The organism is Methanoculleus chikugoensis (genome assembly GCF_900095385.1).
Lineage (GTDB): Archaea > Halobacteriota > Methanomicrobia > Methanomicrobiales > Methanoculleaceae > Methanoculleus > Methanoculleus chikugoensis_A.
In genome coordinates this window covers 1-22,789 of the sequence record NZ_FMID01000001.1, presented here as the reverse complement: position 1 = coordinate 22,789, position 22,789 = coordinate 1, and the positions used below count along the sequence as shown (strand labels likewise).

At 58.9% G+C, this 22,789-nt stretch carries 26 protein-coding genes; 13 read left to right on the top strand and 13 right to left on the bottom strand.

Annotated elements, in window-relative coordinates; translation table 11 throughout:
* Positions 1 to 5: 5 nt before the first annotated feature.
* On the bottom strand, positions 6 to 440 hold the full coding sequence (locus L21_RS00130) for a hypothetical protein (RefSeq protein WP_074368486.1): 435 nt from the start codon (positions 438 to 440) through the stop codon (positions 6 to 8).
* Between the two features lie 35 nt (positions 441 to 475).
* On the opposite strand from L21_RS00130, the gene polX reads away from it, so the two are divergent.
* Positions 476 to 2,323, top strand: coding sequence for a DNA polymerase/3'-5' exonuclease PolX (polX, locus tag L21_RS00125; RefSeq protein ID WP_256711720.1), 1,848 nt, complete (start codon positions 476 to 478; stop codon positions 2,321 to 2,323).
* A gap of 2 nt (positions 2,324 to 2,325) precedes the next feature.
* On the opposite strand, the gene L21_RS00120 is transcribed toward polX, so the two are convergent.
* The gene (locus tag L21_RS00120; protein WP_074368485.1) at positions 2,326 to 2,781 is read right to left on the bottom strand and encodes an FKBP-type peptidyl-prolyl cis-trans isomerase; all 456 of its coding nucleotides are present in this window, start codon (positions 2,779 to 2,781) and stop codon (positions 2,326 to 2,328) included.
* Between the two features lie 108 nt (positions 2,782 to 2,889).
* On the bottom strand, positions 2,890 to 3,567 hold the full coding sequence (locus tag L21_RS00115; RefSeq protein ID WP_074368484.1) for an FkbM family methyltransferase: 678 nt from the start codon (positions 3,565 to 3,567) through the stop codon (positions 2,890 to 2,892).
* Positions 3,568 to 3,862: 295 nt separating this feature from the next.
* Between L21_RS00115 and L21_RS00110 the strand changes: the two genes are divergently transcribed.
* A complete protein-coding gene (locus tag L21_RS00110) occupies positions 3,863 to 5,122 on the top strand; it encodes a glycosyltransferase (protein ID WP_074368483.1) in 1,260 nt (419 codons plus the stop codon).
* 311 nt (positions 5,123 to 5,433) lie between these two features.
* Positions 5,434 to 6,525 (top strand): RNA-guided endonuclease InsQ/TnpB family protein, encoded by a 1,092-nt coding sequence (locus L21_RS00105; protein ID WP_074368482.1) that lies wholly within the window; start codon positions 5,434 to 5,436, stop codon positions 6,523 to 6,525.
* Positions 6,526 to 6,838: 313 nt separating this feature from the next.
* Here L21_RS00105 and L21_RS00100 read toward each other — a convergent pair whose 3' ends face one another.
* Positions 6,839 to 8,422 carry a DEAD/DEAH box helicase gene (locus L21_RS00100; protein WP_074368481.1) on the bottom strand — a complete coding sequence of 528 codons (1,584 nt, stop codon included), beginning with the start codon at positions 8,420 to 8,422 and terminating at the stop codon, positions 6,839 to 6,841.
* 96 nt (positions 8,423 to 8,518) lie between these two features.
* Here L21_RS00100 and L21_RS00095 point away from each other — a divergent pair, with 96 nt between their 5' ends.
* A complete protein-coding gene (locus tag L21_RS00095; protein ID WP_074368480.1) occupies positions 8,519 to 9,241 on the top strand; it encodes a uracil-DNA glycosylase family protein in 723 nt (240 codons plus the stop codon).
* Between the two features lie 5 nt (positions 9,242 to 9,246).
* On the opposite strand, the gene L21_RS00090 is transcribed toward L21_RS00095, so the two are convergent.
* Positions 9,247 to 9,924 (bottom strand): Hsp20/alpha crystallin family protein, encoded by a 678-nt coding sequence (locus L21_RS00090; protein ID WP_074368479.1) that lies wholly within the window; start codon positions 9,922 to 9,924, stop codon positions 9,247 to 9,249.
* A gap of 135 nt (positions 9,925 to 10,059) precedes the next feature.
* Positions 10,060 to 10,626 (bottom strand): GNAT family N-acetyltransferase, encoded by a 567-nt coding sequence (locus L21_RS13990; protein WP_083608664.1) that lies wholly within the window; start codon positions 10,624 to 10,626, stop codon positions 10,060 to 10,062.
* A 450-nt stretch (positions 10,627 to 11,076) separates the two neighbouring features.
* Between L21_RS13990 and L21_RS13985 the strand changes: the two genes are divergently transcribed.
* Positions 11,077 to 11,463 carry a hypothetical protein gene (locus L21_RS13985; RefSeq protein ID WP_074368478.1) on the top strand — a complete coding sequence of 129 codons (387 nt, stop codon included), beginning with the start codon at positions 11,077 to 11,079 and terminating at the stop codon, positions 11,461 to 11,463.
* 99 nt (positions 11,464 to 11,562) lie between these two features.
* Positions 11,563 to 12,162, top strand: coding sequence for a nitroreductase family protein (locus L21_RS00075; RefSeq protein ID WP_074368477.1), 600 nt, complete (start codon positions 11,563 to 11,565; stop codon positions 12,160 to 12,162).
* A 171-nt stretch (positions 12,163 to 12,333) separates the two neighbouring features.
* Here L21_RS00075 and L21_RS00070 read toward each other — a convergent pair whose 3' ends face one another.
* The 5 genes from L21_RS00070 to L21_RS00050 form a co-directional block, all read right to left on the bottom strand.
* Positions 12,334 to 12,693, bottom strand: a complete 360-nt coding sequence (locus L21_RS00070; RefSeq protein ID WP_074368476.1) for a HepT-like ribonuclease domain-containing protein — start codon at positions 12,691 to 12,693, stop codon at positions 12,334 to 12,336.
* Positions 12,611 to 12,991, bottom strand: coding sequence for a nucleotidyltransferase family protein (locus L21_RS00065; RefSeq protein ID WP_305954457.1), 381 nt, complete (start codon positions 12,989 to 12,991; stop codon positions 12,611 to 12,613). The genes L21_RS00070 and L21_RS00065 overlap by 83 nt, the downstream gene beginning before the upstream one ends.
* Complete coding sequence (locus tag L21_RS14335) at positions 12,927 to 13,292, bottom strand: HIT family protein (RefSeq protein WP_083608662.1); 366 nt, start codon at positions 13,290 to 13,292, stop codon at positions 12,927 to 12,929. Before L21_RS14335 ends, L21_RS00065 begins: the two co-directional genes overlap by 65 nt.
* Positions 13,293 to 13,354: 62 nt before the next feature.
* Positions 13,355 to 13,852, bottom strand: coding sequence for a PIN domain-containing protein (locus L21_RS00055; protein ID WP_074368475.1), 498 nt, complete (start codon positions 13,850 to 13,852; stop codon positions 13,355 to 13,357).
* Complete coding sequence (locus L21_RS00050) at positions 13,836 to 14,093, bottom strand: UPF0175 family protein (protein ID WP_083608660.1); 258 nt, start codon at positions 14,091 to 14,093, stop codon at positions 13,836 to 13,838. Before L21_RS00050 ends, L21_RS00055 begins: the two co-directional genes overlap by 17 nt.
* A 170-nt stretch (positions 14,094 to 14,263) precedes the next feature.
* On the opposite strand from L21_RS00050, the gene L21_RS13680 reads away from it, so the two are divergent.
* On the top strand, positions 14,264 to 14,653 hold the full coding sequence (locus L21_RS13680) for a hypothetical protein (RefSeq protein ID WP_143727168.1): 390 nt from the start codon (positions 14,264 to 14,266) through the stop codon (positions 14,651 to 14,653).
* Positions 14,654 to 14,736: 83 nt separating this feature from the next.
* Here the strand turns inward: L21_RS13680 and L21_RS00040 are convergent, their stop codons facing one another.
* Positions 14,737 to 15,165: a DUF365 domain-containing protein gene (locus L21_RS00040; RefSeq protein ID WP_074368473.1), complete on the bottom strand. Its 429-nt coding sequence runs from the start codon at positions 15,163 to 15,165 to the stop codon at positions 14,737 to 14,739.
* 3 nt (positions 15,166 to 15,168) lie between these two features.
* Positions 15,169 to 15,618 (bottom strand): EVE domain-containing protein, encoded by a 450-nt coding sequence (locus L21_RS00035; protein WP_074368472.1) that lies wholly within the window; start codon positions 15,616 to 15,618, stop codon positions 15,169 to 15,171.
* Between the two features lie 121 nt (positions 15,619 to 15,739).
* Here L21_RS00035 and L21_RS00030 point away from each other — a divergent pair, with 121 nt between their 5' ends.
* Genes L21_RS00030 through L21_RS00010 form a run of 6 tightly spaced genes read left to right on the top strand, consistent with a single transcriptional unit; the run spans position 15,740 to position 22,610 of the window.
* Positions 15,740 to 18,067, top strand: a complete 2,328-nt coding sequence (locus L21_RS00030; protein WP_074368471.1) for a type I restriction-modification system subunit M — start codon at positions 15,740 to 15,742, stop codon at positions 18,065 to 18,067.
* Positions 18,057 to 19,370: a restriction endonuclease subunit S gene (locus L21_RS00025; protein WP_074368470.1), complete on the top strand. Its 1,314-nt coding sequence runs from the start codon at positions 18,057 to 18,059 to the stop codon at positions 19,368 to 19,370. The genes L21_RS00030 and L21_RS00025 overlap by 11 nt, the downstream gene beginning before the upstream one ends.
* A gap of 17 nt (positions 19,371 to 19,387) precedes the next feature.
* Positions 19,388 to 20,509, top strand: coding sequence for an AAA family ATPase (locus L21_RS00020; RefSeq protein ID WP_074368469.1), 1,122 nt, complete (start codon positions 19,388 to 19,390; stop codon positions 20,507 to 20,509).
* Positions 20,479 to 21,171: a hypothetical protein gene (locus tag L21_RS13675; protein WP_143727167.1), complete on the top strand. Its 693-nt coding sequence runs from the start codon at positions 20,479 to 20,481 to the stop codon at positions 21,169 to 21,171. The genes L21_RS00020 and L21_RS13675 overlap by 31 nt, the downstream gene beginning before the upstream one ends.
* Positions 21,172 to 21,174: 3 nt before the next feature.
* Entirely contained in the window at positions 21,175 to 21,357 is a 183-nt protein-coding gene (locus L21_RS00015; RefSeq protein WP_074368468.1) for a hypothetical protein, read from the top strand.
* Entirely contained in the window at positions 21,354 to 22,610 is a 1,257-nt protein-coding gene (locus L21_RS00010) for a hypothetical protein (RefSeq protein ID WP_143727166.1), read from the top strand. Before L21_RS00015 ends, L21_RS00010 begins: the two co-directional genes overlap by 4 nt.
* Positions 22,611 to 22,789: the final 179 nt, after the last annotated feature.

Genomic DNA, 22,789 nt, shown 5'->3' with positions numbered 1-22,789 from the left:
CCGGGTCATGCCCGGTCTGCAATGAGCCCGATGTACCCCGCGATGAGCGCGACGACGAAGACGAAGAGGTAGACCGGGAGCGAGAGCGCCCCCTCAAGGACGGAGAAGACCCCGACGCCGGTGATCTCGCCGATGAGCAGAAAGAGCCGGACGAGAAAGGTGACCAGGAGCACGGCGCCGGATGCGAAAAAGACCGGGCCGGGAAGGCTCAGCGGGAGTGGAAGCGCCCCAAAGAGGTCGCCGATGAGGAAGAGGGCCGATATCAGGATGAGCAGCCCGAGGTTGGCGTTGAGGAACTCGACGATCTGGAGGAAGATCGGTGCCTGGATGTAGGCGCCCGCGAGGATGTTCAATACGGCGAGCACGATCAGGAAGACGACGATCCCGATGACTCCCGATATGAGGACTTCGGCAACCGACTCCTTCCTGTGCCCTGCCATGCGATCCTCCCAGGTGTAAAAAGCATTTCAATCTTATGGAGTTACCGGCCGGGGCTTCTTCCGTCAAAGACCACAACCTTCAAGTCGGCACCGACGATGAATTAACCCGGGGTTGGAGGGCGCACAGTCTCTGCCTTCCGGTGAGCGTCATGGAGAACCACTCAAGGGTGACGAACGTCGAGGTCGCGGCTATTCTCTACGAGGTCGCCACCCTCCTGGAGATCAAGGGCGTCCGGTTCAGGCCGCAGGCATACCGGCGGGCGGCGATGGCGGTCGAGGGCCTGCCGGAGCGTATCGCCGACGTCGCAGAGCGAGGCGAGCTCGAGGATATCCCCGGGGTGGGTCGGGCCATCGCCGAGAAGATCCACGAGATCGTCGAGACCGGCGATCTTGGGTATCTCGCCGCTCTCCGTGAGGAGCTCCCGGAGGGTGCACAACACCTCACCCGCGTTCCGGGGATCGGGCCGAAGAAGGCGATCGCCCTCTCCCGGGAACTCGGCGTCAGGACGGTCGACGACCTGGAGGCGGCGGCAAAGGCCGGCCGGATCCGTGATCTCCCCGGGTTCGGTGAGAAGACCGAGGCGAACATCCTCGCGAGCATCCACGTGAGCCGGACGGCAGAGGGGCGCCGCCTTCTCGGGAAGATCCTCCCCGTCGCCCGGGAGATCGAGCGGCGGCTTGCCTCGCTTGCCTCTGTCCGCCGCTTGAACCTCGCCGGGTCGATCCGGCGAAGGAAGGAGACGATCGGGGACGTCGACATCCTCGTGACCTCTCCCCGACCCGAGGAGGTGATGGAGGCCTTCACCACCCTCCCCGGGGTCGAGCGCGTCCTCGTCCGGGGGCCGACGAAGACCTCGGTGGCGCTCTCGACCGGCATCCAGGTCGATCTCCGGGTTGTGGAGGACGAACATTTCGGGGCCGCCCTCCAGTATTTCACGGGCTCGAAGGAGCACAACATCGCTCTGCGGCGACTCGCGATCGCAAGGAACTGGCGGCTGAACGAGTACGGGCTCGTCGATCTCGAGACCGGCCGGACGGTCGCGGGAGAGGACGAGGCCGGGATCTACCGCGCTCTCGGTCTCGCCTGGATCGAACCGGAACTCCGGGAAGATCGGGGCGAGGTTGAGGCCGCCCGGGCGGGGACGCTCCCCGATCTGGTCGGCTACGACGCGATCCGCGGCGACCTCCACGTCCATACCCGCTGGAGCGAGGGCGCTCACTCCATCGAGGAGATGGCAGACGCCGCGCGGGCGCTCGGCTACGAATACATCGCCGTCTGCGACCACGCGGAGACCCTCCACGTCGCCCGCGGCCTCTCCCCCGAACGGCTTGCCGACCAGGTGCGGGAGATCGAGCGGATCAATCGGGAGAGCGATGAGGAGTTCACCATCCTCACCGGCACCGAGTGCAACATCGGCATGGACGGCACGGTCGATCTCCCCGACAGCACCCTCGCCGACCTCGACGTGGTGGTGGCGAGCGTCCACTCGGGGTTCAAACTGTCCGAGAAGGAGATGACCGAACGGGTGCTCGCGGCGATGCAGAACGAGCACGTCGATATCATCGGCCACCCGACGGGCCGGGTCCTCCTCTCCCGCGAACCCTACCGGATCGATCTCGCCGCGGTCTTCGACGCCGCAGCAGCGCTCGGGGTCCTTATGGAGATCAACGCCTTCCCCGGGAGGCTCGACCTCTCCGACGTCAACGCCCGTGCGGCCCTTGGAGCGGGCGTCCGGTTCTCCGTCGCCTCGGACGCCCATCGCCGCGAGAACCTCCGGTGTATGGAACTCGGGGTTGCGACCGCCCGGCGGGGGTGGCTAACGGCCGGCGATATCGCCAACACCCGGCCGCTTCCGGAGTTAAGACGGATTCTCCGCTCTTAGGATTATCCGGCCACCTGCTCCTGTCTGGCGCCGATGATATCCACGAGCTCGATATCGAACGTCAGGGGCTGTCCGGCGAGGGGGTGGTTTGCGTCCAGGGTCACGGTCGATTCCGTTACGTCGCTGACGACGACGATCGCCGCCCTGCCGTCCGGCTGCTGGACCTGGAGCTGCTGACCGGGCTCGGGGTTGATATCCTCGGGGAACTGCCCTCTCTCCACCGTGATGGTCATATCCTCGCGGTGCTGGCCATATGCCTCTTCGGGTGAGATGGTCGCCGTCTTCGTCTCTCCCGGCTCCATGCCGACCACGGCGCGCTCGAACCCGGGGATGATCTGGCCGCTGCCGATGGTGAACTCAAGCGGCGTCCGTTCTTCCGACGTATCAAAGACCGTCCCGTCTTCCAGTTTTCCGGTGTAGTGCACCTTTACGGTGTCGCCTGCTTTTGCCTGCGCCATACTGCATCACCATCGGGTGCGTTGTTATCGGTCTCTATTTATTCATGCCGGTGGGCTGCGATCAGCCGTATCTCAGAGAATTTACCGGCGATGGTATCCCGGCCGGGATTACCTGAACCGCCGCGTCAGGCGTTGGCCTGCGGATCTTCGGTGACCGTCCTTGCGGACGGCGTGCAGGACCCCCATCACACCCATCACGTCGTATCCGGGCGTCCGCTCTATCTCAAAGTCGTAATGCTCCCCGATGTAGTCGAGGAGTCTCCGGTTCACCGGCCCCCCGATCGGGGGGATGTGGAGTTCCATCTCGATACGGCGCACCCCATCGAGGTCATCCGGCCTGATCGACCACTCCGCGCCCTCGCAGTCGCACTTCAGGAAGTCGCATCCCCCGGCCGCTGCGGCGAACTCGCCGAGGGTGCGGGTCGTCACGGCGAGGGTCTTTTTCCCCCAGGTTATCCGGACGCTCTCCCCCGTCCCGAGCGCCCCGTCCACCACCTCGACACCGCCGCCGTTCCGCTCGACGTTCTCCCGGAGCGCCTCCGTGAGGATGGGCTCAATGGCCGTCACGTGCCCTGAGCGGCGGGCGGCCCGGATGGAGAAGGCGCCCACGTTGGCCCCGAGGTCCAGAACAATATCGTCGGGCCGGATGTCGTCGAAGCGATACTCGCCGACGACGTAGACGGCGTCCGCCCCGGGCGGCATCCTCCGGAAGGTTATGCCGTCGTGCGTGGTGAAGAGGGGCGTCTTTGGGCCGGTGCCGTCTCCTCCGTTCTGCTCTCGATACATCGCGCTGGATAACGTTGGGGTTCTTCTCTATATGGGCATTTCTTCTTTTGTTCCGGCTGCGCGCTCTCTGGATCCACATCACCTCCAGGCTCAGAATCTCCTCATTTTATTAATCTTTTTTGCTCTCCCGTCATCGCCCTGCACCGTGCAAATCCACATCGCACCGGCAAATTCCGCTTAACGAGCGAGATCTCACGGTGGAGGGAGTATTTTTATAAACATACATTTATTATTATACAATTATATATGTCCTGTGCAGTAAGTCTCTGCGCTACCTTTGAGGGGGAGTTTTTTGATGGCCTATATGGACGGAATAACCTGTATCTGCGACAACGGCCGGACACTCGAGGACCACCGGCCCATCGTCGGCGACGATGTCATCTCCGGGATCTACCGCAAGGCGGCGGCGCTCCAGGGGAAACGGGTCCTTCACGTGAACTCGACCTACCAGAGCGGCGGCGTGGCGGAGATGATCCTCTCGCTCGTTCCGCTCATGAACGACGTCGGGATCAGGACGCAGTGGAATATCCTGACCGGCGAGGGGGACTTCTTCGTCATCACGAAGAACTTCCACAACGCGCTCCAGGGGCAGGCGATACCCTTCTCGGACGCCGAGAAGGATCTCTATCTCAAGACGAACGAGTGCTTCTCCGGGCAGATGACGATCGACCACGACCTCGTGGTCATCCACGACCCGCAGCCCCTGCCGCTGATCCGGTTCTACGAGAAGACCCAGCCCTGGGTCTGGCGGTGCCACGTCGATCTCTCGAACCCCGATCCCGGTCTCTGGGAGTTCCTTAAGAACTTCGTTCTGGACTACGACCGGATGGTCATCTCGCACGACGAGTACCGGCGCCGCGGGATGCCGATGGAGCAGTGGATCTGCCGCCCGGCGATCGACCCTCTCTCGGAGAAGAACCGCGACCTCACCGACGCGGAGATCGCAGGCCTCCTTGAGAAGTACAACGTGCCGACGGACAAACCGCTGATCACCCAGATCTCGCGGTTCGACAAGTGGAAGGACCCCGAAGGCGTCGTCGACGTCTTCCTGCGGGTGCGCGAGCACGTCGACTGCAGGCTGGTCCTCTGCGGGAGCATGGCCCCCGACGACCCCGAAGGCTGGGAGATCTACCGCAGCGTCGAGGAGAAGGCACGGGAGTTCATCGAGACGGGCGACGTCATCCTGATCACCGCCGAAGACCACCTGCTCGTCAACGCCCTGCAGCGGGTCTCGTGCGTCATCCTCCAGAAGTCGCTCCGCGAAGGGTTCGGCCTGACCGTCACCGAAGGGCTCTGGAAGGGGCGGCCGGTCATCGCGTCCCGGGTCGGGGGGATACCGCTCCAGATCCAGGATGGCGAGACCGGGTTCCTCCTCGAAGCGACCGATATCGACGGGTTTGCCTGGAGGATCCGGGAGGTCCTCGAGAACCCGGAACTCGGGGAGCGGCTCGGCCGGGCGGGAAAAGAATATGTCAGGCAGAACTTCCTGATCACCCGCCTCCTCTCCGACTACCTGGAGATGCTGAGCGCGGAGCTCGGCGTTCAGAACACCTGATCGCAAAAGCGGACATTCATCTGCTCCGGGTGAGGCCGTGAACGCGGCCACACCCGTCCGGTAGATTCGTGTGGATATTTCCGGGGATCCGAATTTTTTTCAGAGGAGGCGCTTTGGGTCGGGTTGCCCGTCGCGCCTCCCGATGCAAGGGCAGACAGCAGAGGTGGCCGGTCGAACCCGGGCAGGAGTTTGCAGCACACCATCACTGATGTATGGTATTTACGAGCAAACAGGCAGAAAGCCCACAGCTTTAGCCGTGGGATGAATGCCGTCGACAACTATAGTTAAGCATACAACAAAGATATGCTATAATGCTTAAAACGTATCGCTATCGACTCTACCCAACAAAATCCCAGGTCACTCTGTTCGAGCGGACGCTTGAGATTTGTCGATGGGTCTATAACGATACGCTTGCATTGAGAAAGAACGCCTGGGAACGGGAGCAGCGTTCGGTCTCCCTGTATGAGACGAACAAGATCCTGACAGGATGGAAGCGCGAACAACCTGAACTGAAACAGGTTCATTCTCAGGTTCTTCAGAATGTCCAGATGCGTATCGATCTTGCCTTCAAAGCCTTCTTCCGACGTTTAAAGTCTGGAGAACAACCCGGCTATCCTCGTTTTAAGGGGAAAGGACGATACGACAGTTTCACATACCCCCAGTCTGGATTTCATCTTAATGAATCCCGCCTTAACCTCTCGAAGATCGGAGATGTGAGGGTCGTTCTCCACCGTCCGATCGAAGGGACGAACAAGGCCCTCACGATCCGCCGTTCTGCAACCGGGAAGTGGTATGCCTGTTTTTCGGTCGAGTATGATCCTGATCTGGCACCCCGGAAGGAAACCACGATGGGGGTTGATGTCGGGCTGACCTCTTTCGCCACGCTCTCAAACGGCGAGAAGATCGAGAACCCACGGTTCTTCCGCACCGACGAGAAGGCGCTTGCGAAAGCCCAGAGAAGACTCTCGAAAGCAGAGAAAGGAACCCCTGAACGAAAGACGGCCCGGAAGATCGTCGCACGCGTTCACGAACGGATTGCTAATAGACGGCTCAATTTTGCTCATCAAACCTCCCGTCAACTGGTGAACCGGTTCGGTACAATCGTGTTCGAGGATCTGAATATCACAAATATGCAAAAGAACCATTGTCTGGCGAAAAGCATTGCCGATGTCGCCTGGAACCAGTTCGTCACGATCACAACGAGCAAAGCGGAAGACGCTGGCTCGCATGTGATCCTGGTGAACCCCAGAAACACCTCGCAGATGTGCTCCAGATGTGGTATGATCGTCAAAAAGACACTTTCTGACCGGGTCCACGCCTGCCCATATTGCGGGCTGGTGATGGATCGGGACCAGAACGCGGCGGTCAATATATTGAGATTGGGACTGCAATCTCTCGGATAACATCCGTAGATGCCCACGACTTGAGTCGTGGGAGCGGTCACGGGTCTTAGGGCAGATAATCCTCGAAATTTCTTCGATGGCGATGAGACTTCGGAAGACAAGAGATTGTACCGTAACCTATTGACGCCACCACCCCCCGACGCTGTAGGATACGCGTCTGTGTATATAACCGTTTCTCCCGGGCGGGACGGGTGCCGCTACCCCGGAGAATCGCCCGCACCTCCGCGCTGCCGTGCGGCGATCCCCGCGGTTGATAGCGGACGGCGCACCGGTTTCGGGAGAACCGTCCCGGCTCGACGACGGTTCTGCCGGCCTATCGCCCGCTGGACGGATCGACGATCTCGATCGGCCGGGTCAGCCGGGCCCGCGCGATCGTCTTCCCTTTCATCCCCTCGACGACCTGTTCGGCGACCTCGACCGGCACGTCGACGGTGGAGTAGGAGTCGTAGATGTTGATCGCGCCGATGACGTTACCCGGGATCCCGGTCTCTCCCGCGATCGCTCCGACGATATCCTTCGGCCGGATCTGGTGCTCCCTCCCGACCGGGATCCTGAGGAGGGCGAGCCCCCGGGCGGGCCTGATATCCTGCGGCTGGCCCTGGCCGAGCCCGCCGAGTTCCTGTTTCAGGAGGGCGGCGGCGACCTCGAGCGATGTGTAGTCGTCGGCGACGATCCGCTCGACGAGGTTGACGTATTTGTCGAGATCGCCCTCGTCGATGGTCTGATGCACCCGGTCGATCAGTTTTCGGGTCCGGCTCTCCTCGACGTCTCCCTGCGTCGGGAGCGGGATCCGGCCGATCTTGATCTTCGTGTAGTTCTGGATCGTCCGGAGTTTGAAGTACTCTTTCGGGCCGACGAACGTGACGGCCCGCCCGGTGCGTCCGGCCCGCGCCGTCCTGCCGATGCGGTGGATGTAGTACTCGATATCCTGCGGGACGTCGTAGTTGATGACCAGGTCGACGTCATCGACATCGATGCCCCGGGCGGCGACGTCGGTCGCGATCAGGATGTCGATGTTCCCGCCGCGGAACTTTGCCATCACCCGGTCGCGCAGCATCTGTTTCATGTCCCCGTGGAGCCCCTCGGCGAAGTAGCCGCGGGCCTGAAGGTGGGTGGTCAGGTCGTCGACGCCCCTCTTGGTGTTCGAGAAGATCAATGTCAGGTCGGGGTCGTACATGTCGAGCAGCCGGGTGAGGACCTCGAGTCTGTCGCGGCTCCGCACCTCAAGGTAGAGCTGCTCGATCTGCGGGACGGTCACCTCCCGGCGCGCGACCGATATGAACTCGGGATCCTTCTGGAACCTCTTCGAGATCTCGAGAATCGGTTTTGGGAGGGTGGCCGAGAAGAGGACCGTCTGGCGGTCATCCGGGGTCTCGTCGAGGATCTTCTCGATGTCTTCCCGGAAGCCCATGTCGAGCATCTGGTCGGCCTCGTCGAGGACGACGAGTTTCACCCCGCCAAACGAGAGCGTCCCGCGATCGAGGTGGTCGAGCACCCGGCCGGGCGTCCCGACGACGATCTGGACGCCGCGTTCCAGCGCCCGGAACTGCCGGTCGATCGGCTGGCCGCCGTAGATCGGGAGGATGTTGATGCCCCGGTGGTATTTCGCGAGGCGGGCAAACTCTTCGGCGGTCTGGATGGCGAGTTCCCGGGTGGGGGAGAGGACGATGACCTGTGTCTCCCGGCTGTCGGGGTCGACGCGCTCGATTGCCGGGACGCCGAACGCCGCCGTCTTCCCGGTTCCGGTCTGTGCCTGGCCGGTAACGTCGCGCCCGTCGAGTATCGCCGGGATGGTGCTGACCTGGATGGGCGTGGGCTCCTCAAAACCCATATCTTCTATTGCGCGGAGTGTCTTTGGCGAGATATTGAGTTCCTGGAAGGTAATATTCTGCTCCATTCTTCCACCTCTTGGTGCTGAACCCTCTTTATATGTCGCATCTCACACCCGGGATCCGCCCGCACAGATATCTGCCTTCGCGGCGAACCTGCAGTGATGGATCCCCGACACTCTCCGGCGGCGATGCGCGATGCCTACCGCCGCTACGCGGACGAACGCCCCGATCTCTGCGGCATCCTCCTGCCCGGGCTCCTGCCTCACGACGCCTGCGATGCCGCATCCCGGAGGCCCGGCCGCGTGAAGGTGCTCTTTGTCGCCGAATCCCCGCCCTGGGCCGCCGGGCGGCGCGAGATCGCGGAACCGGCCGACTGCCGGAGCCCTGCCTACCCCTACTTCTGGAACGATCGTTACGACGCGCCGCCCCGTCCCGGCGCCGCGCCGCTCTCCCGCGGGCTCGCGGAGAACATCTTTCGTCTGCTTGAACTCGACGGCAGGTCGCGCCGGGAGAACCTCGACCTCTTCGCGGCGAAGGGTCTCTTCCTCACCGATACGGTACGGTGCGTCTTTCGGAAGAACCGTAAGCCCGCCATCCCGGCCGATCTCGTCCGGATGAGCGCCCGAACGACCCTCGCGCCCGAGATTGCCGCCCTCGCCCCGGAGTACGTCGTCGCCCTCGGGAATACGGCGCTCACCGGCCTCCGGTGTATCGAGCCCTACGCGAGCGCTCTCTGTGGCGCGGGGACGATCACCGGGCTCTCCCGGGAGGCGATCTTCGCGGAGAGCCGGCTCCTCTGCCTGCCCTACCCCGGCGGGCGCAACCGGCGGTACCTGGATACGATCGAGTCGGGGTTCGCGGTCCTCCGGGATCTCGCGGGATGACGGGGTTACCCCGAAATTTTCCTCTTTCCCTCCTCGTAGAGCCTCTCTTTCTGCTCGCGGAGCCTCGCGGCCGTCTCCTGCTCCTCGGGACTCCCCCGCTCCTCGAGTTCGATCCCCTCCGCCGCTTTCATCACGTCGCGGGAGCGCGGGTACCCGGACGGCTCCATCTTCTCCCGCGCCTCCCGGTATTCTGCCTCCACCTGCTCTCTGTGCTGCTCCGCGGCCCCTTCGCTCAGGGCGATCTCTTTCCCGCGGGTCCCGGCCACCTTCTTCAGCCGCACCTCGAGGACGCCGTTCTTGAACGTGGCGGTCGCCTCTTCGTCGCGGACGTCGGTGGGGAGGGAAACCGTCCGGGATATCGCGCCGAACCTCCGTTCCCGCACGTGGTACCCGGCCTCTCTCTCCTCCTTCGCCTCCTCCCTTCGGGCGGCGACCCTGAGCGTCCTCGGATCGAGAAGCCGGACGGATATCCCCTCCCTGTCGACGCCGGGGAGGTCGGCAACGACCACGACGTCGTCCTCGTGCTCAACGACGTCGACCACCGCTCCGGTTCCCCCGAGCATGGGCACCTGCTGTGCGGCTCCCGAGAGCCGCTCCATCACCTCGGAGAACTGTCTCTGCATATCCCCGATCATCTGGTCGAATTCACCCCAGATCTCGCGCGACGGTCTTCTCCATGCCATGATTCGCACTTCCTGCCTCACTCTTTGTCGATATCGACAGGCCCACAGGGTGCGAGCACTTCATATAGGTTCCTGTGCGGGAATACCGGAGGGCCGGGGTCGCTCCCCCGGGGGTCAAAAGAGTGGGGGTGTCCGTCAGACCGATGCGCCGGGGTTCTCCAGCACGTAGGCGACCGTGCCCTCCTCGAACCCCTCGCCGGCACGGACGAACCCGTTCTTCTCCAGCACCTGGATGGATGCGGCGAGGTCCGGGTATGTCGCCGCCTCGATCCGCCGGATGCCCGGGATGGAGAAAATCGCGGTGATGAGGTGGCGGACCGCCTCGGTCGCATACCCCCGGCCCTGGAACTCGTCGAGCACCGAGTAGCCGATCAGCACCCGGTCCTCCGTCTCCTCGACTGTCGGGGGTGTGGCGGTCCCCCCGGTGCCGATGAGGACCCGTCCGCCAACTGCCGGGTCGTCAAGCACCCAGTACCAGGCGGCGAAGAGCGGGTCGCCGCCTTCGGCCATCATCTGGATGAATGCCACGAGCGTCTCGTCGTCGAGGAGCGGCGGCGGCCACGACCCCGGGATCTCGGCATCGAGGAGACGGGCAAGTTTCCGGCGGTCGTTACGGTCGCTCTCGAGGAGCTCGAGCGTCGCCGGGATCAGGTCCAGGCGCTCGGTGCGGATGCGGACGGGTTTCATGGTGGTCACAGCCATAATGAATATCGTTAGCCGTGGGATGGTTCTTATCTGTTGCGGATCCTCCCCGGGAGAGGCGCCCCGTTCCCCGGACCCGATCTGCCGGTACAAAACGACCCCCGCCCCTGCTTCCGGTATGGCGTAATGCCGCGTGACGACCTCTCCCCGGGCGGTGCGGGGCGGTATGGAGCGTTCTCGTCCCTTCCGGGGCTCCGGTCGCCGGCAGGTTGCGGTCCCGGACGGGGTGCGTCGAGGGGTTCCGTGCGGGGGCGGCGGCATACGACCCTGCGTCCCGCTCCCGAACCCGGTCGCCGGATCGGTGCAATCGCGCTGCCGTCGCCGGTGCTGTCTCCCCGCGGTTCCTGGGTATGCACGGGTCGGGGCGGGCGTACCTCCGGGCCGGATCTGCCGGTCTGATATCCTCGCACGGCGATACCTGTATGCTGCGCCGCGTGCGCACGGGACGGCGTGATCGAAACGACCTGGCAGGATTTTGCTATCACCGGCATCACGGTACTCTTCGCGGTCATGCTTCTTCCGCAGCTCCGCGATGTGATGACACGCGGCGGCGTGCTGAACGTCTTCACGGCGCTCTTCACGAGCCTCCTCGGTTACCTGCTGGCCCTGGTCTTTGCGACCCTCGGCCTCTGGATCTCGGTCTTCGGCCAGGGGCTCACCGCGACCGTCTGGATGCTGCTCGCCTGCTTCTCGCTCCGGAACGTCCGCGACCATGCGTTTCCGGATGAGACGCTTGTCTCCGTCGCCCTGGAGTTCGTTACGGTCTGGTTCCAGGGGGTGGCCTTCACCGTTGCGGGGGGCGTGAAGGAGTTCTTCTCGCGGAACAACCGGGGCTGACGGGACCCGCCTCTCCGGGCTCCCCGGGTGCCGGTCTTTCACCGGACCGGCGGGGTCCGGCAGCAGGGTATAAATCCGCTGTCCGGGATGATGAGTGGCATGGACTTCAACGAGTGCGTGCAGCAGCACTACGCGATGAAGCGGTTTGACGGCAGACCGATCCCTGATGCGGCCGTCAGGGAACTCCTGGAACTGGTCCGCCTGGCCCCCTCGGCGCTCAACCTCCAGCCCCGGCGGATCAGGGTGGTCTCGGACCCGGCCCAGAAGAAGGCCCTGAAGCCGGCGGCCTTCGGCCAGGAGCAGATCACGACCTGCTCGCACCTTCTGGTCTTCTGCGCAGACCCTGATTATGACGGGCTGATCCGGCGGCTCGATGCCCTGCTGAAGACGAACGGCGTCCCCGAAGAGACCCGCAACGCCATTGTGGAGATGGCCGCCCGGTTCGCCGGGACGATGACGCCCGAGCAGCGGCTCGCCTGGTCGGAGGCCCAGACCTATCTCGCCCTGTCCAACGCCCTGAACGGGGCGAAGTCGCTCGGGTTCGACTCGTGCCCGATGACCGGGTTCGACCCCACGGCGTTCAGCCGGATCCTGGCGATCCCCGCCCCGCTCGTGCCGGTCATCCTCTGCCCGGTCGGCTACGCCGCGGACAGCCCGGGGCCGAAGATCCGGTTGCCGCTCGAGGAGATCCCGGTCTGAGCCCGGGGGCTCTGGATCGGCGATCAGAAACCCGATCTTTCGCGAGTCCGTTGAAGAAACCTGCAAGGATGTCTATGCCCCGCGTGAGGCGATAACACGCTCAAGTCGGCGTCATACGCCGGCCTCTGGCCGAGCAGGCGGCTTTCATTCCAGCCGATCGAGACGGAGCGGTTAATCCGCTTCCTCTGCCGGGGTGTCAGGTTCCCCGAGAATGGCCTGCACTCCCTGCTCCAGATTAGGGACCTCGTTCTGGAGGATGTTCCAGACGATCCTCCAATCGACCTCGAAGTAAGCATGGATGAGTTTGTCCCGGGAACCGGCGATCAACCTCCAGGGGATCTCGGGGTGTTGTTCTTTCAGGGGCTCGGAGAGATTCTTCGTCGCCTCTCCTATGATCTCGATTGAGCGAACAATGGCACGCTGCTGTAGCGGATCTGTGAGCAACCCGTCATACGTCAGCCCTTTGCCGATCTCGCGGAGGAATATGGTCTCTTCGAGGATGTGGCGAAGAAAGAGGTCGCCACGCTTCACACCAGACGACCTCCTGTTCGACATACGGCCGAAGGTGCCGGCTGAGCCCCTGTTCGGTGACGAGGTCCACACGGCGGCAAAAGAGGTCCTCGAGGTAGAACGCGAGTTCCATGAAGTTCCGGAACGTCGCCTGCCCCGGTGCGAACTCGACCAGCACATCGACATCGCTCTCCGGCCGGTCTTCGCCCGGGGCGGTCGATCCGAAGATGCCGATCTTCTCCACGCCGAACCGTTCACGGAGTAGCGGGAGCACTTCTTCGAGCCGGGCGACGAAGACGCTCTTCTCCCCCTGGTGCATCGGGTCTGTCATGCGGGTCCTGTTCTCCTCCCGATCGTACCTGGGGGCGAGGAGATGATGAAGATTGCCCCGGGGGAGGCGAGGAGATGACTGAGCGTTCTCCCGTCCGTCGGTTCGGTTGTCCGGCATACCGGGGGATGACGTGGAGGTGCATCACCGTTTGGCCGGCGGTTTTTCCCACATTCACGCCGACGTTGTAGCCGTCGGGGTGTAAGTGTTCGTCGAGGAGGGCTTTTGCCTCCCGGACGAGGGCGAGGAGGGCGGTGAGTTCTGCGTCGGTCGCGTCGAAGAAGTAGGGGATGTGGCGGTAGGAGTGTTCCGATCCGAACTTCGTCCGTGCCGGTGAGGTATTCGATCTCCGGTTTACTCTTCCTTCTCCATCTCAAGAACACGCCTGTAGAGGGCATCATGGATCCGGAAGCTCCCCTGCTCCCGCAGCCGGTCCATCTCCTCCGCAAGTGATGCGACCAGTCCTTCACGCTTTGCCTGGATTAAGAGGCCGATGATACCGGTGACCGGAAGGTCATAGAGCCCTGCTACGCGGCGGGCCTCGGCCTCGTCAAGGAGGAGCACGTCGGGCCTGACCTCGATGGCAAGGACGATGCTCTCTGCTTCGCCGGGGTGGAGTTCCTGTTTTAGCAGGCGCACCAGAGCCCTGTTGGAGGGCTCAACCACGCGCAGCCCTCCTGACTCACGGGCTTCCCGGATCTCGGTTGTACCCGGACGATCGCCGCCCTGTTCCACGACCTCCTGCCAGACCGCAGGAGGAATGACTACTTCTGAAAAACGCTGGAGCAGGCTGATACGACCGATCAGTGAGAGGTGGATGAGCGGCGAAGAATTGCTAACTGCGAGCGGCATAAGCGATGTCCCGGTCGAGGTCCTCATCGGCATAGTGCCGGGGGATCTTCCGTGCCCCGAGCAGTTCCTCCCACTCCCACCGGGTCATCTCCGCCAGCGCCGCCGCCTTCCCGGAGGAGAGGATGCCCCGCTGGTAGAGCGCCACGGCAAGCTCCCGCTGCAACTCGGCGGCAACGGCGTCGGGGGGGAGCCGGAGCGCCTGTACGATATCCTGGGGGACGGTGATGGTAATATCGGTCATAGCCGCTTCACCTGATGAATAAGGGATGGGAGGGAGAACCGATAAATATGGTGGTGAGCGGAGGGCCGGAGAGAGCCTTCCCGGTCGATGGCGTATTGTCGGATGTATCCAATCTTGTGATAGTGAAGATAACCACAACATCGATATTGACCCTATTATGATTGATCCTTATGGATCGCGAGAGGTATTTTCATTACCCGATAAAATGTCCTCATTGCGGTGAATGCAATGTCGGTGGGGGACTTTTCTGTGGTGGATGCGGAAACCTTATCCACATACCACGAATTCTGACGTACCTTGAAAAATTCATCGAATTTAAGGCTCCACAAACTGTTCATAAAACCGAAAACATCGAGAGCATCTTTGCCTGCGAGTTCGAACGACAACCCTTTGGTTATCGCTATACGGCCATGCACCGTGTGGGAACCGGCGATCTCGCTATCAGGTTTTGTGGATGCTCAACTTGCAAGCGCTTGCAAGGCGAGATTGCGGATTACTTTGTTGCATTTGAGGCAGCATACAACTCCGTGCAGCCTCATAAAAAGCTCGCCAAGGAATAGGCCCTAGAGGTGTGGGATCAGGAGCGGGAGAGTGCAGCTGGTCTCGGTCCAGCATATCGATTTCGGGATATTGCCCATAAATTTTACGCCCGCAGATACCTTCCCCCGACCGGCACAAACCGCTCCGGCTTCTTCACCGTATCGTACTTCCGGATCCCCTCAAGTTCCAGTGCCATCCAGGGCCGCTTTCGGGGCACCTCCTTTCTGACCCGGACCCCCTGCCAGCGCTCCTGGTTCCTGACGTAGGCTTTTGCCTCCTCTTTCGTCAGGAAGACCGCGTCCCCGAAGGTCTCGAAGAACGCGAGGGGGTCGTCGTCGATGACGATCCGCTTGATCGTCGCCTCCCCGACGTAGCCGGTATCCTCGTGGGACTGGTAGAAGACGAGTTTCATTCCGCTCCGGAGTTCCTTGAAGACGGTGGCGGGCTTGATGAAGACGGTCTTTTTGTCCTTGAAGAACCGGGGCATGAGATGTTTTGGGACGGGGAAGGTGACGCCGGTGATCTCGGACATCGGTTACACCTCCACTCCGGCCCGCTTGAGGATGAGCCGGTAGTCCTCCTCGGGGATCTCGCGCATGGCTATCCTGAGGTGGCCGCTCCACATCGTCTTGTTCGTGATGAATATGAGGTCTTGAATCAGCGGCTTGAACTCCAGCGGCTCGGCAAAGACCGCGACCGGTCTGACCTTCATGCGGAAGGGGAAGACCTCGTCGCCCATCTGCGGTGGGGTGACGAAGAGGCGGGAGTGGTCTTCGTAGGGCTCGGAGATGACCTCGTAGGCGCCGGTTACCGCCGAGGGGAGGATCGTGTCGTCCTCTTTCTCCTGCCGGACGTAGACGAGGATGGTGTCGCCGGGCTTCACCCGTTGCATGAGGGTTTTGTTCCGCTTTGGAACTCCCCAGACGTGCTTCTTTTCGAGGATCCTCCAGTTGTCCCGGTTGGAGGAGGCGATCCAGTGGGTCATACAAGGAAATTCAAATAATCGTATAAAAAACCTTTTGAAGCCATTGGATAATTGTATCTTCTGTAAAAGAGGAGATCTCTAACAACAATCCCGCGACAACGACCGGGAACTATGGGAGGGTATAGCCACGGTAAAACTCACGCTTCAACAACTCGAATCTCACCTCTTCGCCGCCGCAGACATCCTCCGGGGGAACATGGACGCCTCGGAGTTCAAGGTCTATATATTTGGGATGCTCTTTCTGCGTCGGCTCTCTGACCAGTTCGAGGAACGCCGCGAGGAGGTTGTCCGGTCCTGGAGAGAGCGGGGGAAATCCAAAGCCGAGGCCGAAGAACTCGCCGAAGACCCGGATGAGTACACATTCTACGTCCCGCAACGCGCCCGGTGGTCTGAGATCAAGGATCTGAAGACGGATATCGGCAACAGCCTCAACAAGGCGCTCTATGCGCTTGAGGAAGATAACCCGGATAAGCTGGAGGGTGTTCTCAAGCATATCAATTATAATGCGACGATCGGGAGAACCCGTCTCTCGGACGCAAAGCTCCAGGCATTCATCCATCACTTTAACAAGTACCGGCTCCGGAACGAGGATTTTGAATTCCCGGATATGCTCGGCGCCGCGTATGAATACCTGATCAAATTCTTCGCCGACTCGGCGGGGAAGAAGGGAGGGGAATTTTACACTCCGGCAAATGTGGTTCGGCTGATGGTGCTGCTCATGGCGCCGCAGGAGGGGATGCGGGTCTACGATCCGACCTGCGGGTCGGGGGGCATGCTGATCCAGTCGAAGAGCTACGTCGAGGAACAGGGGCAGGACGCCCGCAACCTTTCGCTCTTTGGGCAGGAGAGCAACGGCGGCACCTGGTCGATCTGCAAGATGAATATGATCCTGCACGGGGTGAACGACGCCGACATCCGGAACGAGGATACCATCGCCCGACCGCAGCATACGGACGGGGGCGAACTGATGCACTTCGACCGGGTGCTCGCAAATCCTCCTTTCTCGCAGAACTACACACGGGCGGGGATGGAGCATCCGGAGCGATTTGTGTACGGATTTGCCCCGGAGAGCGGGAAGAAGGCCGACCTGATGTTCGCCCAGCATATGGTTGCGAGCCTGAACGCCCGGGGAAAGATGGCGACGGTCATGCCGCACGGGGTGCTCTTCCGGGGCGGTGCCGAGAAGGAGATCCGGCGGGGGATGGTGGAGGACGACATCATCGAGGCTATTGTCGGCCTGCCGCCGGCACTCTTCTATGGGACGGGCATTCCGGCGTGCATCCTGGTGATTAACAGGGACAAGCCGCCGGAGCTCGCCGGGAAGATCCTCTTCATCAACGCGGACGCGGAGTACGGCGAGGGGAAGGCGCAGAACCACCTGCGCCCCGAGGATATCGAGAAGACCACGCGGGTCTACCACCACCGCGAGGAGGTGCCGAAGTACTCCCGGATCGTGAGCGTCGAGGAGATCGCGGCGCAGGACTACAACCTGAATATCCGCAGGTACGTGGACAATTCCCCCGAGCCCGAGCCGCATGATGTCCGGGCACACCTCTTCGGCGGGGTGCCGCGCTCTGAAGCGGCGGCGAAGGCGGCGGTCTTCGACCGGTACGCTCTGGACGGTACGGTGCTGCTCCGGGAGCGGGACGATACGTACCTCGAGTTTGTGCCGGAGGTTACGGCGAAAGAGGATATCCGGAAGGTCATCGAGGCAGACAGCGGCGTTGTCGGTGTCGAGGCGGAGATGCGCCGCCGGCTTGCAGCCTGGTGGGAGGAGCGGCTGCCCCGCCTGAAGGCGTTTTCCGAGTCGAACAATCTTTTCGCCCTCCGGCAGGAGTTCCTCGCGTCGCTGAAGGACGCCCTCGTACCGGTGGGGCTGCTGGACGCCTACCAGGTGGCCGGGATCTTCGTGAACTGGTGGGTCGACTCGCAGTACGATCTGAAGGCGATCCGGTCGACGGGCTGGACGTCCTCGATCCTCGCCGACGATACGCTGCTCGGGACGAGCGATGGGGCAGCCCTCCTTGCGCGACTGGATGCCGCCGAGGACAGGCTCCGCAGCCTGGAGGCGGAGATGGCGGAACTTCAGGGCGAGCCGGAGGACGAGGACGAAGTCCCGGATACGGCGGAGTTGAAGGCGCTGAAGCACAGGATCACCGCACAGAAGAAAGCGGTGAAGGCCGTCGAAGAGGAGCGCGGCGCCCTCATCGAACGGCTCCGGACAACCCTTCCCGAGGACGAGGTACGGGGTCTGATACTCTCCCAGCTCTATGACCGCCTGGCCGCCGGGCTGGAGCGCTATCTGACTCAATCACGGCAGGAGCTCGTGGCGATCTATGAGAACTGGTGGGACAAGTACCGGGTGACCGCCCGCGAGATCGAGGCGGAGCGGGACGCGGCGAAGGAACGGCTGGACGGTTACCTGCGGGAGCTCGGGTATGGTGCGTGAGGGGTATAAGGAGACGGAGATCGGGGAGATCCCGGTGGAGTGGGTGGTTGAGTCATTTTCGGAAGCATGTGACCTCCTAATCAATGGTGGGACGCCTAATACACAGGTGCCAAAATATTGGGACGGCTCAATACCTTGGATTACTGGCGCAGACGTGGTTAATCAAAAAATCGAAAATATTAGAAGATACATTACAGAGCAAGCCGTAGAGGATAGCTCTACAAGCGTGATTCCAAAGGAGTGCCTATTAGTGGTAACACGAACGGGTGTTGGAAAACTAGCAATTACTCCGTTTGATGTCGCAATAAGTCAGGATATAACAGGGGTGATTCCAAAAAAAGATTACGACATTGAATACCTATTCTGGGTACTGAACGCTTCAAGATATTACTTTCAAAATTTAACTCAGGGAACTTCAATCAATGGAATAACGAGAAATGACCTAATACAATTCAAATTTGCTGTTCCCCCGCTCCCCGAACAACACCGTATCGCCGCCGTCCTCTCCACCATCGACGAGGCGATCGAGAAGACCGAAGCGCTGATCGACAAACTCCGGCAGGTGAAGGCGGGGCTGATGCAGGACCTGCTCACGAAGGGCATCGACGAGGAGGGTAGGGTGCGGAGCGAGGAGACGCACGCGTTCAAGGACTCGGAACTCGGGCGGGTGCCGGTGGAGTGGGAGGTCACTCAATTAAAAGACGTAATTTCCGAAAAGTTACAGAATGGATACTCTGGGCCTGAGACTGACGGAGATAACGGCTTGAGGGCATTGACACTTACGGCAGTGACAGAAAACAAAATTGATATTAGCAATACAAAATATATCGAAGCAGATTACAAAAGAGTAAAAGATTTGTTCATCAACAAAAATGATATCTTCGTCGAAAGATCGAACACGTTAGAATTCGTTGGCCTTGCAGCTTTGTACGAAGGAGATATTCCATTTGCTATTTATCCGGACTTGTTAATCCGAATACGAGCGAGTTCGGAGTTAATCCTGCCGAAAATACTCCTTTATATTCTGCTACATCCGAAGAGTCGAGCATACTTCCAGCGTTTTGCAAAGGGGACGTCGGGGAGCATGAAGAAGATTGACCAAAAAATTATCGGAAACCTCCCGCTTCCCCTCTCCCCGCTTCCCGAACAACACCGTCTCGCCGCTGTCCTTACCACTGCCGACGACCAGATCGCCCGCGAGGAGGCATACCGTGACAAACTGCTCGCCATGAAGAAGGGGTTGATGGCCGACCTGCTCACCGGGAAGGTGCGGGTGCCAAAGGGAAAGTCGTTTAACCTTTGAAATGCGATACGCCAATAATGATTACTCAAATTGGTATAAGGAATTTTAAGAGCATCAAGGAAGCGAACCTACGTTGTAATGGTGTAAATATTATCATCGGTGCAAATAACTCCGGAAAATCCAATATTTTGGAGTCACTAGAGTATTATTCGCGATCTCTTACAGTTCCGCTGGAGGAACTATTTGGTCCGGGTCCGTTTTCATTTTCACAGATACTGCACAGGGGTTCTGATGTCAATAAGGAAGGAATTGAGATTGACATAGCATTCCATGGAAATTACGATGATACCTCTCACTCTTACCGGATAGATTCTCTACGCAACCCCCCAAGGGGGCGTTCCAAATTTCGCCTTGAAATCATTAACGAGTCTCTAGACTCCTCAAAAACTCATATTGAACGTGATCATAAAGATTTCCTGCTAATGAGAGAAAAGGGGGTTAACAGAGATCTTCCGCAGGAATTTGTTGAAATGTACAACGCCTGCAGAAGCATCCGAAAATTCCAATTTGTCCCAAAAGAAATAAAAAAAGAGCGTGAGATCGATCCTCTTGAAACTAACGTTCCCTTCTTAAAACATAACGGAGAGAACCTTGTCAACGTTCTCTTTGCGATGAGGGATGTCAAACCGCAGGTCTATAGAGATATAATTGATGATTTCAAAGAAATTTATCCAGATGTTACTGGTCTTTCCTTTACTCATTTAGGAGATTATCGATACGCACTCGAATTTAGCAGAGAGATCAGTAACAAAAACTGGAGCTTCCTTTCACCGCAGGTATCAGATGGTTTTGTAATCACGCTTGCGATACTGACTTTAATTCACTTACACCAAACGAATAGAATTATACTTATTGAGGAGATTGAAAATGGATTAAATCCGTTAACTTTAGGTAAGATCCTTAAAAAAATACTGATAACTTCAGAGGCTTGCGACATGCAATTTTTTATAACAACGCATTCGCCGGTATTACTTGACTGCCTTAACGCATTCCCTGAGCTTGTCTTTGTCTGTGAACAACGTGATGGACAGTCAGAATATATCCCTCTCCCTGAGATCCTTAAAAAATTCCGAGATGATTATACTCCAGGGGAGTCGCTTGTGGAGTTGTGGTTAGAAGGGCTGATTGGAGGCCTATAATGACACAGTTTGAGACCTCCACGGTATGTATTCATCTTATTACAGAAGGTCCAACAGATAGAAAATTACTGTCCGCTCTTATTCCTGAGATGCTCGAGGATCGCCTCCTTCAGTTCGTTGAAATAAGCTCGACACAGAGAGTCAGAACTGGAAAACAGGCAATTCTAAATAACCATTCGATCTTTTCTAAATTTTTACATCACGGATGCTCTGCAGATGCAGATATTATTGTGGTGTGTGTCGACAATGACAGAAGACCTGTGAAAGAAGGAGTTGGAGAGGATATTATAACCCAAATATCTGTCTTTTATGAGAAATTTCTGGAGAAAAACACATTCTACCAAAATCCTCCGTGCCTTGTCTGTGCAGTTCCAGTTTCTACGATCGACTATTGGATGAAAGCAATCTCTGAAAGAAAATCCGATTGTAACGAAATCCTCCCTGCGATGAATATTCCTAGAGAAAGAATAAAGGAAGAGACGTATGGTAAAAAGTGCGTCTTCAGAGGAACTTTCATTGACGAAGGTGCAATTGAGAGGAAGGTCAAGGAGATCCGGAAAGATGGATCTTTAGAAAAATTACGATGTTTGCCGTCTTTTCAGGATTTTGAAAGATACCTTAAAGCCTGTTTTGAAGAAAGATTGAGTCCGGGACTGTGTTAGAAGATGGCTTGGAACAAAGAGGCTTCCGTGGAAATTCCCATCTGTGGCTGGCTCAACCATAGAGTCGTCTCTTTTATCCTTTCCAAAATCGTTGAGACGAGCGAGAAGTTCCGGCAGGTGGGGACAGAGTTGATGGTCAACCTGCTCACGGGGAAAGTGCGGGTGCCGGAGGGGGTGGCCGAATGACAGAGAATACTCTTTTGTTCATGGGCGATTATGAATTCGATCACCCTGAATGCGATTGGTGTGATTTTGAATCCCCAACGTCGTTTTTTGATTATCATATTGTGATCTGGGGATTATCTGAATTGGGCGCACTTCGTAGTATAATGTCCGATTCCTGTTTTCCGAGGAGAATTGGCGAAATTCGTTCATTTTTGGAGTCTTCAGGATGCCTCGTTATTTTGTGCCCGACCCCACAAATTATCGAGATCTATGGTAGGACAAGTTCAACAGACCGCCTTATTCCAATCAAGGACTTTGCAAGCACTGAGGCGAACGGAAAGAAAATTGCTTTTAGGGGCTCCGAGCCATTCAAGAGTTATTGGGAGAAGTGCGCGGAGCTGCACACCTATAATGCATACTTCGATCCGTCGATTGGGGGACCGTTTTTATTCATACAGGGGCATATGGATAAGGCCGTAGGCACGTATATCCCCGTCGGCAATGGGCATATCGTAATATTGCCTGATTTGAACGAGGAGTGCAATCCTGACGAGATAGACTACTTCATCGATGCAATACGTGAGCTTGCAAATGAGCTTAGAAAAGGCACAACGGACTATTTGCTGCCAGGGTGGGCGGATGAAGTATCGCTTCCCGGTGAGAGCAAGATTGTGGAAAGTATCAGAACGATCGAAAAAGAAATCGAGCAGTTGCACTCACTACAGGACGAGAAGCAGGCTCGGTTGACAGAGATTACGAAGAATAAGATTCTACTCGCCGGTCAGGGGCCGCCTCTCGAAAATCAGGTGGCGAAGGTGCTGGAAGAGATCGGTTTTGCAGTGCAACCCGGGATGACCAACCGGCAGGATCACATAATTGAGTATAACGGAAAGGTCGCAGTCGTAGAAGTGAAAGGCCGGACAAAAAGTGGGAAGGAAGAGGATGCACGGCAATTGGAAACTTGGGTGAGCGAGTATATGAGCGGGCATAAGGAACAGACGGAATGTAAGGGATTCCTGTTTCTGAATGCATATTGCGACACACCACTTTTTGAACGAGCGGGGAAGACGATCTTCCCGGACAGCATGCTCCGGTATTCAATAAGGAACGAGCACTGTCTGATGACGACGACACAATTACTGCGGCTCTATTACTATTTCCAGCAGCATCCTGAAGAGAAGGAAAAACTGATTGAGGAGATGTTTGCCACCGTTGGTGTCTTCGAGAAATTCAGCGAACCGGATATCATCATTGAGGGTAGCAGTGATGCGTGATAATACGAGGTGATCCTATAATTATAAGGCTCCTCAGATAAAACCGGGGATCATGGTATTCCGGGAAATTGACGATTATCTCTGGGAAATTGTTCGAAAACGCCTCCCCCCAACAAAGCCGCACATTGGCCGACCCCGGTGCGACCCCCGCGGGCTGATCAACGGCATCCTGTACGTCC

Coding starts and splice junctions, on each gene's coding strand:
- L21_RS00130 (WP_074368486.1), bottom strand. CDS start 440: ATGGCAGGGCACAGGAAGGAGTCGGTTGCCGAAGTCCTCATATCGGGA.
- polX (WP_256711720.1), top strand. CDS start 476: ATGGAGTTACCGGCCGGGGCTTCTTCCGTCAAAGACCACAACCTTCAA.
- L21_RS00120 (WP_074368485.1), bottom strand. CDS start 2,781: ATGGCGCAGGCAAAAGCAGGCGACACCGTAAAGGTGCACTACACCGGA.
- L21_RS00115 (WP_074368484.1), bottom strand. CDS start 3,567: ATGTATCGAGAGCAGAACGGAGGAGACGGCACCGGCCCAAAGACGCCC.
- L21_RS00110 (WP_074368483.1), top strand. CDS start 3,863: ATGGCCTATATGGACGGAATAACCTGTATCTGCGACAACGGCCGGACA.
- L21_RS00105 (WP_074368482.1), top strand. CDS start 5,434: ATGCTTAAAACGTATCGCTATCGACTCTACCCAACAAAATCCCAGGTC.
- L21_RS00100 (WP_074368481.1), bottom strand. CDS start 8,422: ATGGAGCAGAATATTACCTTCCAGGAACTCAATATCTCGCCAAAGACA.
- L21_RS00095 (WP_074368480.1), top strand. CDS start 8,519: ATGGATCCCCGACACTCTCCGGCGGCGATGCGCGATGCCTACCGCCGC.
- L21_RS00090 (WP_074368479.1), bottom strand. CDS start 9,924: ATGGCATGGAGAAGACCGTCGCGCGAGATCTGGGGTGAATTCGACCAG.
- L21_RS13990 (WP_083608664.1), bottom strand. CDS start 10,626: ATGGCTGTGACCACCATGAAACCCGTCCGCATCCGCACCGAGCGCCTG.
- L21_RS00075 (WP_074368477.1), top strand. CDS start 11,563: ATGGACTTCAACGAGTGCGTGCAGCAGCACTACGCGATGAAGCGGTTT.
- L21_RS00065 (WP_305954457.1), bottom strand. CDS start 12,991: ATGCACCAGGGGGAGAAGAGCGTCTTCGTCGCCCGGCTCGAAGAAGTG.
- L21_RS00055 (WP_074368475.1), bottom strand. CDS start 13,852: ATGCCGCTCGCAGTTAGCAATTCTTCGCCGCTCATCCACCTCTCACTG.
- L21_RS00050 (WP_083608660.1), bottom strand. CDS start 14,093: ATGACCGATATTACCATCACCGTCCCCCAGGATATCGTACAGGCGCTC.
- L21_RS13680 (WP_143727168.1), top strand. CDS start 14,264: ATGGATCGCGAGAGGTATTTTCATTACCCGATAAAATGTCCTCATTGC.
- L21_RS00040 (WP_074368473.1), bottom strand. CDS start 15,165: ATGTCCGAGATCACCGGCGTCACCTTCCCCGTCCCAAAACATCTCATG.
- L21_RS00035 (WP_074368472.1), bottom strand. CDS start 15,618: ATGACCCACTGGATCGCCTCCTCCAACCGGGACAACTGGAGGATCCTC.
- L21_RS00025 (WP_074368470.1), top strand. CDS start 18,057: ATGGTGCGTGAGGGGTATAAGGAGACGGAGATCGGGGAGATCCCGGTG.
- L21_RS00020 (WP_074368469.1), top strand. CDS start 19,388: ATGATTACTCAAATTGGTATAAGGAATTTTAAGAGCATCAAGGAAGCG.
- L21_RS00015 (WP_074368468.1), top strand. CDS start 21,175: ATGGCTTGGAACAAAGAGGCTTCCGTGGAAATTCCCATCTGTGGCTGG.
- L21_RS00010 (WP_143727166.1), top strand. CDS start 21,354: ATGACAGAGAATACTCTTTTGTTCATGGGCGATTATGAATTCGATCAC.